This is a genomic window from Kitasatospora sp. NPDC056138 (assembly GCF_042264695.1).
Lineage (GTDB): Bacteria > Actinomycetota > Actinomycetes > Streptomycetales > Streptomycetaceae > Kitasatospora.
This window is the reverse complement of record NZ_JBHJVK010000098.1, coordinates 12,271-22,901: the sequence shown is the minus strand read 5'-3', so window position 1 is coordinate 22,901 and position 10,631 is coordinate 12,271. Positions and strand designations below refer to the sequence as shown.

Below are 10,631 nucleotides of genomic sequence, written 5' to 3'. Positions count from 1 at the left end.
ACTTGGCCCGTAAGGCGGTGGCGGGCGGACGCGCAGGCATGGTCCACCGTCTCACCAACTCCACCAGAGCAAGCAGTAATTGAAATACAAGCCCCCGGGCGGATCGAGAACAGCCAGGTCGGCGTGTTCCTCGCCTACGCCTCCAGCCGGGGGTGGGCCTTGATCGAGGAGTACGACGTGGCCTGGGGCACCTGGATCGCCCTGATCGACAGCTGCATCGTCTCCAACACGGTCAGCGGCGTAGGGCCGAGCAGCACGTAGGCGGAGAGGTGGCCTCGGACGTCCTCGCGTGTCGGGCGGGGTGATCGTCGTGCCGGTGCAGTCACGCGGGGGAGAGCTCGTCATGCCCGTTCATCCGCGGGCCGGGCAGGCCCGCGCCGGACCTTGCGCGCCTCTGTCTCGCACTGCTCCTCGTCATGTGGTTCGGCTGATGCAGCCACCGCGTACGTTCTTATCGCTAGTTTGTGCAGCTTTATCGGTTGATAAAGCATGTCGAAGTCTTCTATGGTTTGGTTGTTGGTGGTGGAAGCTGGGATGGGAGGGTTCATGCTCGCGGTGGATGTCCGGCAGTCGTTGCGGGGTGGTGAGACGGTCCGGGAGGCGGCTGCTCGCTGGTGGCGGTTCGGTGAGCAGACGATCGCCGACCACGGCGATTTCCTGCTGGCGTTCGTTGACGGCGGGGTGTGTGTGGGTGCGTTCGAGATCCGAAGCGCTGTCACCGACCCGGAGGCCGGCGGGAAGTACGTCTTCGACCTGGCTCCCGCTGATCGGTTCCAGTGGGCACTGGGCCAGCGGCTGCCGTTGCCTCCTGGCCGCAACCCTGCCCGGATCATGACCGGCGCCGCGCTGCGCGAGTTCCTGGATGCCGCCCCCCACCGCACCCCCGCTCCGGTGCAGGTCCCTGAGGGGGAGCGATGACCGGCATCCCGGACGCGATCGACGCGCTGCTCGGCGCCGGCCCGCGTCGCCAGGTGCCGCTGCCCGACCCGGCGGAACGGGTGCGGCTGCGCACCGAGTACGGCCTGACGAAGGCCGAGACCGCGAAGGCCCTCGGCGTCAGCGCCAGCACGGTCACCGCGTGGGAGGGCGGCCAGCGCGACCCGCAGGGCGAGGCCCGCGCCGCCTACGCGAAGCTGCTCGAAGGCATCACCGCCCAACTCGCCCCGGCCGCGCCCGCGCCGAAGCCGGCCACCCCGCCCGCCGCGTCCGATTCCCCGGCCGGACCACTGGCGTTCAGCGGCGACCCGGTGGTGGAGCTGGACCGGACCCCGGCGGGTGAGCTGATGGCCGAGACACCGGCGCCGTGCGTGCGCTGCGGACGCCCGACCCCGTACCGGGCACAGGGCCAGCCCATGCACCTGGGCGGATTCTGCCGCCCCGGCGCAGCCATCGCGCCCACCGCAGCTGCCGCCGACGCCGCAGCAGAGGCAGGGCCCGTGACCGCCGTCCCGGCCATCCAGCAGCCCGCCCCCGCGACTCCGGCCGCTGCGCCCCACCAGGCCGCCGTTGCCGGGCCGGCGGCGCCGCGCCGTGCGTCGTCGTCCCGTCCGGTCGCCGCCGCGTCCTCGCGGGCGCGGAAGACGGCGGCGAAGAAGCCAGCCGCTGAGTCGGGCCCGGCGGACTGGGAGCAGGCTGCCGCCGCGCGGTTCCCGGCCGGTCCGCTGGCGGTGGTGGACGTCGCCCGGGACGGCCGGGCGCTGGTGGCCTACCTCGCCGATGGCACGCAGGCCGCCACCGCTCCGGTGGGGCGCACGCTCGCCGACGTGGTCGAGTGGGTGCTTGAGGTGAAGCTGGGCTCGCCGCGGCTGCACCGGCACGGTAAGGACGGCGACGCCCTGGTCGTCCTCACCGACACCGTCCTGGCCGAGCTCGGCCTGCCGCCGATGGGCCGGGACGAGAAGAAGGAGTTCGTGCCCCGTCTCGGCCAGCTGCCGAAGACCCACAAGGCCGTCAAGCAGGTCGAGAAGGCCGGCTGGCTGCTGACCCAGCGGGGACTTGGCCCGTGGGCGCGGATCTACCGCACCCCCGAGGACGGCAAGCGCCAGTGCGTGCAGCTGTGCATCCCCGCCTGGGGCGCGCTCGCCTCCGGCGGCTGGCAGATCCCGGACGGCCTCGGCGCCCCGGACCTAGCCCGCCTGCTCGGCACCTACGCGAACCGCGTTCTCACCCCGCGCGGCTCCACCGCCGTCTCCGGCCTGGAACTGGTCACCGCACTGCGCCCGCCCACCCGGGCGGTGCGCACCGAGTCCGGCTGGACCTCGGGGCCGGTGGAGGGCTCCCGCACGAGGGCGTTCGATCCGGCGCCGCCGGAGGTCCCGGACGTACACCCGCTCGCCCAGGACCGCGAGGTGGGCGGCGAGCTGGTCACGGAGGCGTGGGACTGGCACCGCGAGCTGACCGACGCCGAGAAGGCCGCGCCGTTCGCGGTGGGCCTGGACATCAACATGGCGTTCCTCGCCGCGGCCGGCCGCCTGGTGCTGCCGCTGTCCGAACCCGTCCACGAGCTCAACCCGGTCTTCGACAAGCGGATCCCGGGCTCGTGGCTCGTCGACCTGTCCGGCGTCGCCACCGACCCCCGCCTGCCGTCGCCGTTCACCGCGGACGGCACCCCGCCGATCGGCCCCGGCTGGTACACCACCGCCAAGGTCGCCTACGCGATCGAGCTCGCAGCCCAGGTCCAGCCCACCGAGGGCTGGCTGCGGCACGAGTCCGGTCCCTACCTGGACCCGTGGCACAAGCACCTGCGCCAGGCGTACGTCGACACGATGACCGCCCTCGGCGTCCCGCTCACCCTCGCCGACACCGACCCGGTGGCGTTCCTGGACGCCATGGCCGCAGTCAAGGCAACCGGCGACCCGGCGGAGCTCGCCGTGCTGAGTGCGATCAAGCAGACCGCCAAGGGCACCATCGGCAAGTTCCGCGAGCGCCCGCGCGGCCACGGCTACAAGCCCGGCCAGCGCTGGCCGGCCCTGGACCGGCTGACCTGGGACCCACTGATGCGCGCCCTGGTCATCGACACCGCCACCGTCAACCTCCACCGCAAACTCCGCCGCATGGCCGACGACACCGGCCTGCACTGCTTCGCAGTCCTGTCCGACTGCGCCGTGTTCGCCGCCCCCGGCCCCGGCGCCCTGGACATCCTCACCCGCCCCGACGGCACCCTCACCACCTCGCTGCGCCTCGGCGTGTCGCCGGGGCACGTGAAGTTCGAGGGCTCCCGCCCGATGGCCGAGGTCCTGGAGCTGCTCGCCGACCAGGCGAACCCGGCCCGCCACATCAAGACCGGCGGCCAGGTCTCCGCCGACGAGTAGCCCATCCCGGCCGGGCCCGCGCCAACCAGGGCCCGGCCGACCCCCCATCACGGCCAGCAGCGGCCGCCGCCTCGGCGGCCGGGAAGGAACACCCACACCATGAGCCGGGAGATCGACGAAGGCCTGGAACGTGCCGAGCGCACCCGCCCGATCCCGGTGCACCTCAACACCCGGGTCAAGTTCCTGTGGGAGAAGGTCGCCAAGGAGGACACCGCCAAGCTCGCCCAGGCCGCCGGCGTCTCGCAGCGCACCGCCCAGCGCTGGACCCACGCCCTCAAGGCCCTGGCCGAAGGCCGGATGAAGGGCGACATCCCCATGACCAAGACCAACGCCCGGAAAGTCGAGCAGGCGGTCCGCGCCACCTGGCAGCCCGGGGTACGCCGACGGGTACGCCGCGACGCCGAGCAGCGCGGCTTCATGCTCCACATCTCGGCGACGTTCGGGTTCAGCGCCGCCAGCGGCTCCACCGACGACCCTCGCCCCCGCGTGATCACCCAGAAGATGCCCGGCGACGTCGCCCGCCGCCTCTACGCGGCCCGCGACGCCGGAGCCAGCCAGGCTCAGCAGGAAGCACTGCTCGCCGAAGCGCTGCGGGAGCACTACTTCAAGGACGGCGGCCGCCGCGCCGCCGGCCTCGACGTCGAGCTGAACGACATCTCCTGGATGGACCTGGAAGGCCTGTAGATCCCTCCGGCAGTTCAGTTGGCCAGTGAGCGGTTGATTTGGCCAGCTGAGCGTTCGGCTCGTTGTCAGTCCCTGAGCCGGGACACGATAGGTGGAACCTGGCCAGGCATGGTGGAACTACTGGAAACGTGTCGCGGTCCGGACAAGGTCGGCGACGGCTCTGGAACGGCTGTGCGGTGGCCAGGCGATCACGGTGGTGACTGTCGGCGCGTCCAGCACGGGCACGGCGGCGAGGTCACCGTGTAGTTGGGCTCGGCACGACTCCGGTGAGACCGCGCAAGCACGCCCGAGCGCGACGAGCTGCAACAACTGCGCGTGGTCGCGAACCTGCGGGCCGGGGCCGGGCGGGTAGGTGCCGTCGGGGTCGGGCCAGCGTGGCAGGGGCAGGCCCGGCAGCCCGGTGATGTCGGCCATGTGCACATGGGGTCGGGCGGTGAGCGGATGCCCGGTCGGCAGGACCACCACCTGGCTCTCCGTGCTGAGTTCTTCGGTGTGGAACCCGGCCGTCGAGTCGAACGGCCGGTGCAGCAGCGCCACGTCGGCCCGGCCCTCGCGCAGAAGTCGTGCCTGCTCGGCCGGGCCGCACAGGATGACGTCGACGGGGACCGCGCCGGGTTCGGCGGCGTACGCGTCCAGCAGTTTCGCCAGCAGTTCGCGGGACGCGCTGGCCTTCGTGACCAGGACCAGGCCGGGACGGCCGGTCGAGGGAAGAGCGGCGCGGCGGGTCCGGCGCTCAGCAGCGTCGACCGCGTCGAGGGCCGCCCGACCCTCGGCCAGCAGCACCGAACCGGCCTCGGTCAGCGTGACGGTGCGGCTGGTCCGATCCAGCAGCGCTGCCCCGAGTCGGCGTTCGAGCTGCTGGATCGCCCGTGACAGAGGCGGCTGTGCGATCCCGAGCCGCTGCGCGGCGCGCCCGAAGTGCAACTCTTCGGCGACAGCGACGAAATAGCGCAGTTCCCTGGTCTCCATCCGGCCACGGTACTCCGGATCAATACCTGGAAGGTATCGTTGCCCACCCAATCGGTCTTGGACCCCCGCCGGGGTCCAAGAGCAGCATGGTCCCCATGAGCGAACGAACGATTGCGCTGGTCACCGGCGCGAACAAGGGAATCGGCTACGAGATCGCCGCGGGTCTGGGCGCCCTCGGCTGGAGCGTCGGCGTCGGCGCCCGCGACGATCAGCGCCGCAAGGCCGCCGTGGAGAGACTGCGCGCGGCCGGCGTCGACGCGTTCGGCGTACCGCTGGACGTGACCGACGACGCGAGCGCGACCGCCGCCGCACGGCTGATCGAGGAACAGGCCGGGCACCTCGACGTGCTCGTCAACAACGCCGCCATCACCGGCGGCACGCCCCAGGAGCCCACCCGCGTCGACCCCGCCACCATCCGCACGGTCGTGGAGACCAACGTCATCGGCGTCATCCGCGTCACCAACGCGATGATGCCGTTGCTGCGCCGCTCCGCCTCACCGCGGATCGTGAACATGTCCAGCAGTGTCGGCTCCCTCACCCGGCAGTCAGGGACCGCTGGTGAGCTGACCACGGGTCCAGTGGCCGTGGCGTACTCGCCGTCGAAGACGTTCCTGAATGCCGTCACCCTCCAGTACGCCCGGGAGCTGAGCGGCACGAACATCCTGATCAACGCCGGCTGCCCCGGCTACGTCGCGACCGACCTCAACGGCTTCCGGGGCGTGCGCACCCCCGAACAGGGCGCGGCCATCGCCATCAAACTCGCGACCCTGCCCGACGACGGCCCGACCGGCCAGTTCTTCGAGGACGCCGGCGTAGTGCCCTGGTGAAGTGCACGGCGGTCATCACCCGCCGAGGTGAGGCCGCTTCGCTCGCGCGTCTCGAACAGCTTCATCGACAGCGGCCGCCGCCCCGGCCGGCCGAGACCCGAGACCAGGCCTCGGCCAGCCTGCCACATCACGGACTTACACGATCTTTCGGACATGCTCGGCCCTGGAGGTGTGGGCCGGGACTGCACACCTTCAGGAGGACCTGGATGCCCCCGTGGTCACCGACAACCTGGACACCGCCGAAGTGACACGGTGGGCCGGCCCGTCCTCGGCCGCCTGGACACCGACTGCCGGCCGCGCGAGACCCTGACGGCCTTCAGGGCCAAAGCCCGCATCGAGGGCACCGCCCGGCTGGTGGGCCTCAACCCCGCCACCGTGAGGATCCATCTGCGCAGCACCGAACAGCTGCTGCAGTGCCTGTGTCCTGTCATTTGATCTTTGCCGGTGGCGTGACCGCCTCGAACGATCTGGTTCGCTGCGAGGGCCATGGTCAGAACACCGGGTGGGACCGGTCCTCGACCGTCCAGTCGCTGCCCAGCTCGCAGCGCAGAGCCTCCAGCGCAGCGGCTGCCTGCTGCTGGAACAGCTCCTGTTGTTGTTTGGGCCACGGAGACGGGTCCGGTGGGTATGCCTCGTTGAGCGACGACTGGTACCAATGGGCGAGTCGCGCCAGTTCAGCCCGGGTAGCCGGGGAGATCGGCAGCCTTCCCAGGTCACAGGGGTATCCGTATGGGCTGTCGAGGCCGGGATCGCCGGGAGCGCCTGGCCACAACGGGGTGTCGACGCCGTATTCGAAGAAGAACCGCAGGTGGTTGGACATGCTGCACCCTTTCACGGCCCGGACCAGCGGCCGCCCCGAGCCAGGTCGTCTGAGACATCAGGCGAAGGCGGCCCGCTTCGTCGGGTGGGCCCAGGCCCTCAGGCGGTCCCCGCCGGTCTTGCCCTGGTGGGCCAGCGTCCACACCTCGGGGGCCCTCGCCGGGCCGGTGAGCCTGATCCGGCTGACGTCTCCGTACGCCACCGCGACCGCGCAAAGGACGAGACGTTGCCGCTGACGTTCACCGCGCGGTCCGCTGGCGGGCTGCCGGGATAACCCTCGACGCCATCGACCGGTCCCGTGCCGCTGCTCGGGACGACGAGTGCACCGCTGACCGGCATGCCGACGCCGGGGACGAGGATGCCGTCGGCCGCGCCGCTGCGGCCTGGGTTGACGGTTTCACCGATGATCCCGGACAGATCATGATCATGTAATGACCCTGGAACGGGAGTGATAGGAGCCCTGCTGTCGAGGCGGTGATCTGACGGTGGTTTGACAGACCTTCGTACACTGCTGAACAGTGCCCGGCGGTGGGTGATCTCTTTCAGTGCGGCCCGCCGTTACGGGGGAGGGTTCTCAACACATGCGTTTCGGATTCAGGTCGGCCGCAGCTTCTGCGGTTGCGGTGCTGGTCGCCGCGGTGGTCGGCCCGGTGACCGGGGCGGTGGCCGCGGACATCCCATCAGAGGGCGGTTACCTGCAGATCGTCGCCCACGAGGACGACGACATCCTCTTCATGAATCCCGACCTCACACGGGAGTACAGCGGCCCGTCCACGACGGTCTACCTGACGGCGGGGGAGCGGTCCAACACGCTGCCGGACGGGTCGGTCGAGAGCGCGTGTCTCTACGCGCAGCACCGTGAGGACGGTGCGCGGGCCGCGCACGCCGTGCTGGCGGGAGTACCGGACAGCTGGGACGTTCAGCGGCTTCCGCTCGGCACCGGCGGGTACGTGGAGGAGGACACCCTCCGCGGCGTGCCGGAGCCGGTCCGTCTGGTCTTCTTCCAGCTCTACCAGAGCGGCGACCCGGGAGTTCCGGGCGAGACGTCGCTGGACGACCTCTACAGCGGACCCGGCCCGGACAGTCCCCGCTTCAAGCAGACCCTGGGCAGTCGGCTGCCGGGCGACGGGTCCCAGTGCGGCTCCGTCGCCAACGGTGGTTACGGCGGGCAGGCGTACACGCATGCCGACCTGGTGGCCAGCCTCACCGAGCTGATGAACCGCTACAGCCCGAACGTGATCCTCACCCAGGACCCGAAGGTCTACTCGCTGGGCGTGGGGCACGGCAGCGACCCGACCTACGACTACCGGACCGATCCGCTCAACTTCGGCGACAACTCCGACCACCGCGGCGCCGCCCGCATCGCCGGTGAGGCCGCGACCGGCTACCACGGCCCGAGCGGGAACGGGCACGTCCTGTTGCGCTACTACCGGGACTACAACGTCCGGCTCCGCCCGGAGAACGTGGACCCGGGACAGGCTCGAGCCAAGCAGAAGGCTTTCGACGCGTATGTCCCCCACGACTCGCAGCTCACGCCGAGCACCCGGACCAGCTGGCTGAACCACTACGGAATGTACCCGGCCCGTGAGTACCCGCGCTGGTTCAACGGCACGGCCTGGTCCGCGCCGGACGGCAACGGACTGATCAACGCCTTCGCGGTGGTCAACGGCCAGGCCTCGCTCTGGCGGGAGACCTCTTCCGGCGCCGCCTGGACCGGACCGCTGAGCCCGGGCACCGGCAGTGGCTCACTCGCGCCCTACCTGACGGTGGTCAAGGACTCCGCCGGGCTGCTCCATCTGTTCGGCATCCGCCTGTCGGACGATCAGAAGAGCCATCACGACGAGATCGTCACGCTCGCGCAGACCTCGGTCGGCGGCGGTTGGGGCGACTGGACGTCGATCGGCAACCCCAACTCCGACGCCGTTGGCGAAATGGTCGGCTCCCCGGTGGTCACGGCGAATCAGAGCGGGGCTCTGACGGTCTTCGTCCGCAACTACTACGGGGGTGTCTGCGCCATCACCCAGTTGCCCGGCGGAGGTTGGCCGAGCAGTTGGAGCGACCTGGGCGGCGGTTGGGTGCAGGACGGGCTGGCGGCGACCGCGGGAAGCGACGGTCGGATCGACCTCTTCGCTCCTACGGTGACGGGCAAGGGCGGCATCCTGCACTGGCGGCAGAGCGCGCCGAACGGTGCGTTCGTCCGGGACACCGCGTTCAGCGCTCCGGATGCGGCCGGCCCGCTCAGTGTCGCGAAGAACGACGACGGGCGGGAGGAGATCTTCTACTCCCAGGCCGGCACCGGGCAGACCGTCACCCAGTACGTGCAGAGCGACGGCACCTGGACCACCACATCGGCGGCCATGAGCGGTCCGGTCAGTGTGGAGGGGCCCAGTGTGCTGACCGGACAGGACGGCCGGATCACCCTCGCCACCCGCAACGGTGGCGGCGGGCTCAGCGTCACCTCGCAGACGGCGAAGAACACGGGCTTCGCCACCACCTGGCAGGATCTCGGCTCGGCGGTCATCGGTGCTCCCTCGTTGAGCGCCGATGCAACCGGGCGGCTGGTCGTGCTGGCACTCGGGGCCGATGCCCGGCTGCACGCGCGGCGCCAGCTCACGGCCGGGACGGACAGCCCGTTCGGCGGCTGGCAGACGGTGGGTTCCTGACACGATGCGGCGAGCGGCCTCGCCCGGCATCACGGGCGCCTCGGTCTTCTCGCTCTCGGGGAGATGGCGCTGATGTCCGGCGAGGACCCGGCTGTCGCCGGGGACCGTCCCGGCCGGGTGTCGTGCACGGTCGAGACAGCCGGCACCAAGGTCGCGTGGAGGCGATGCTCGCCGGGCGGCCGCGAGGAAGCAGTTGGGAATGCATCGGCTGAGGTTCTGGGATCAGTGCCGAGCAGGCCGAGCAGGCCGAGCAGGCCGACGAGGCCGAGGAGTGCTGGGGCCCGGGGCCGGGACTCTGCGCATGGGCCCCGTGGCTTGCCGGTACCCGGCCCCAGCCCGAGGATTCGGGGTGTGGTGGCAGGTGGACCCGGACAGCGGTGACCTGTGGAGCACCAGGTCGGCTCCGCCGGCCGGGGCGGGTTCGGGGCAGCCCTTGGGCGTGCGGTTCAGGGGCTGCCCCGTCATCCTCCGATCGGATCAGCCGAAGACGGCCTGGTTCCAGTTCCAGCTGCTGTTGACGGTGTCGTTGTTGTCCCAGGCGTTGACCGGGGCGGTGAAGGCGGTGCCGTTGCTGGTCAGCCTGTAGATCGTCAGCATGTTCTTGCCGCTGCTGTTTTGGCCGTTGTTGTAGACGAACGCGATGTCGGTCTTGCCGTCGCCGTCGAAGTCTCCGGTGACCGGCTTGATCCGGTTCCAGTCCCAGCTGCTGTTGACGGTGTCGTCGTTGTCCCAGGCCTTCACCGGCGTCTTGAAGTCGCCGGAGCCGTTGTTGGCGAACTTGTAGAGGGTGGTGATGTTCTTGCCGGTGCCGGTCTGGCCGTTGTTGTACACGACCACGACGTCGTTCTTGCCGGTCCCGCTGAAGTCGCCTGCCAGGAGGGTGGCGCGGTTCCAGTCCCAGCTGCTGTTGACGTTGTCGTCGTTGTCCCAGGCCTTCACGGGCGTCTTGAAGTCGCCGTTGCCGTTGTTGGCGAACTTGTAGAGGGTGGTGATGTTCTTGCCGGTGCCGGTCTGGCCGTTGTTGTACAGGAGGGCGATGTCGGCCTTGCCGGTCCCGCTGAAGTCACTGGCGACCGGCTTGATCCGGTTCCAGTCCCAGCTGCTGTTGACGGTGTCGTTGTTGTCCCAGGCGTTGACCGGGGTGGTGAAGGCGGTGCCGTTGCTGGTCAGCCTGTAGATCGTCAGCATGTTCTTGCCGCCGCCGTTTTGGCCGTTGTTGTAGACGAACGCGATGTCGGTCTTGCCGTCGCCGTCGAAGTCTCCGGCGACCGGCTTGATCCGGTTCCAGTCCCAGCTGCTGTTGACGGTGTCGTCGTTGTCCCAGGCCTTCACGGGTGCCTTGAAGCCCCCGTTGCCGT

10 protein-coding genes and 1 pseudogene are annotated in these 10,631 nt (G+C 70.4%); 7 read left to right on the top strand and 4 right to left on the bottom strand.

The window, feature by feature from the left end; translation table 11 throughout:
* The 4 genes and pseudogenes from ACFC1R_RS35735 to tpg all read left to right on the top strand — a co-directional run.
* A pseudogene (locus ACFC1R_RS35735) lies at positions 1-261 on the top strand (hypothetical protein); the annotation flags it as partial.
* 273 nt (positions 262-534) lie between these two features.
* Positions 535-918: a hypothetical protein gene (locus tag ACFC1R_RS35730; protein WP_375945884.1), complete on the top strand. Its 384-nt coding sequence runs from the start codon at positions 535-537 to the stop codon at positions 916-918.
* Positions 915-3,311, top strand: a complete 2,397-nt coding sequence (tap, locus tag ACFC1R_RS35725) for a telomere-associated protein Tap (RefSeq protein ID WP_375945883.1) — start codon at positions 915-917, stop codon at positions 3,309-3,311. The genes ACFC1R_RS35730 and tap overlap by 4 nt, the downstream gene beginning before the upstream one ends.
* A gap of 99 nt (positions 3,312-3,410) precedes the next feature.
* The gene (tpg, locus tag ACFC1R_RS35720) at positions 3,411-3,995 is read left to right on the top strand and encodes a telomere-protecting terminal protein Tpg (protein ID WP_375945882.1); all 585 of its coding nucleotides are present in this window, start codon (positions 3,411-3,413) and stop codon (positions 3,993-3,995) included.
* Between the two features lie 117 nt (positions 3,996-4,112).
* Here tpg and ACFC1R_RS35715 read toward each other — a convergent pair whose 3' ends face one another.
* Positions 4,113-4,964 carry a LysR family transcriptional regulator gene (locus tag ACFC1R_RS35715; protein WP_375945881.1) on the bottom strand — a complete coding sequence of 284 codons (852 nt, stop codon included), beginning with the start codon at positions 4,962-4,964 and terminating at the stop codon, positions 4,113-4,115.
* A gap of 95 nt (positions 4,965-5,059) precedes the next feature.
* On the opposite strand from ACFC1R_RS35715, the gene ACFC1R_RS35710 reads away from it, so the two are divergent.
* Together ACFC1R_RS35710 and ACFC1R_RS35705 are read left to right on the top strand one after the other, a co-directional pair.
* Complete coding sequence (locus ACFC1R_RS35710; RefSeq protein ID WP_375945880.1) at positions 5,060-5,791, top strand: SDR family NAD(P)-dependent oxidoreductase; 732 nt, start codon at positions 5,060-5,062, stop codon at positions 5,789-5,791.
* A 252-nt stretch (positions 5,792-6,043) separates the two neighbouring features.
* Entirely contained in the window at positions 6,044-6,226 is a 183-nt protein-coding gene (locus tag ACFC1R_RS35705) for a hypothetical protein (protein ID WP_375945879.1), read from the top strand.
* Positions 6,227-6,281: 55 nt separating this feature from the next.
* On the opposite strand, the gene ACFC1R_RS35700 is transcribed toward ACFC1R_RS35705, so the two are convergent.
* Both ACFC1R_RS35700 and ACFC1R_RS35695 read right to left on the bottom strand, forming a co-directional pair.
* On the bottom strand, positions 6,282-6,611 hold the full coding sequence (locus ACFC1R_RS35700; protein ID WP_375945878.1) for a hypothetical protein: 330 nt from the start codon (positions 6,609-6,611) through the stop codon (positions 6,282-6,284).
* A gap of 57 nt (positions 6,612-6,668) precedes the next feature.
* A complete protein-coding gene (locus ACFC1R_RS35695; RefSeq protein WP_375945877.1) occupies positions 6,669-6,812 on the bottom strand; it encodes a hypothetical protein in 144 nt (47 codons plus the stop codon).
* Positions 6,813-7,191: 379 nt separating this feature from the next.
* Here ACFC1R_RS35695 and ACFC1R_RS35690 point away from each other — a divergent pair, with 379 nt between their 5' ends.
* Positions 7,192-9,273: a PIG-L family deacetylase gene (locus ACFC1R_RS35690; RefSeq protein WP_375945876.1), complete on the top strand. Its 2,082-nt coding sequence runs from the start codon at positions 7,192-7,194 to the stop codon at positions 9,271-9,273.
* 477 nt (positions 9,274-9,750) lie between these two features.
* Here the strand turns inward: ACFC1R_RS35690 and ACFC1R_RS35685 are convergent.
* A partial coding sequence (locus tag ACFC1R_RS35685) for an FG-GAP-like repeat-containing protein (protein ID WP_375945875.1) occupies positions 9,751-10,631 on the bottom strand: 881 nt, incomplete at its 5' end.

Excerpts from the sequence above, each read along its gene's own strand:
- tap (WP_375945883.1), top strand. The coding sequence starts at position 915 with ATGACCGGCATCCCGGACGCGATCGACGCGCTGCTCGGCGCCGGCCCG.
- ACFC1R_RS35710 (WP_375945880.1), top strand. The coding sequence starts at position 5,060 with ATGAGCGAACGAACGATTGCGCTGGTCACCGGCGCGAACAAGGGAATC.
- ACFC1R_RS35715 (WP_375945881.1), bottom strand. The coding sequence starts at position 4,964 with ATGGAGACCAGGGAACTGCGCTATTTCGTCGCTGTCGCCGAAGAGTTG.
- tpg (WP_375945882.1), top strand. The coding sequence starts at position 3,411 with ATGAGCCGGGAGATCGACGAAGGCCTGGAACGTGCCGAGCGCACCCGC.
- ACFC1R_RS35730 (WP_375945884.1), top strand. The coding sequence starts at position 535 with ATGGGAGGGTTCATGCTCGCGGTGGATGTCCGGCAGTCGTTGCGGGGT.
- ACFC1R_RS35700 (WP_375945878.1), bottom strand. The coding sequence starts at position 6,611 with ATGTCCAACCACCTGCGGTTCTTCTTCGAATACGGCGTCGACACCCCG.
- ACFC1R_RS35690 (WP_375945876.1), top strand. The coding sequence starts at position 7,192 with ATGCGTTTCGGATTCAGGTCGGCCGCAGCTTCTGCGGTTGCGGTGCTG.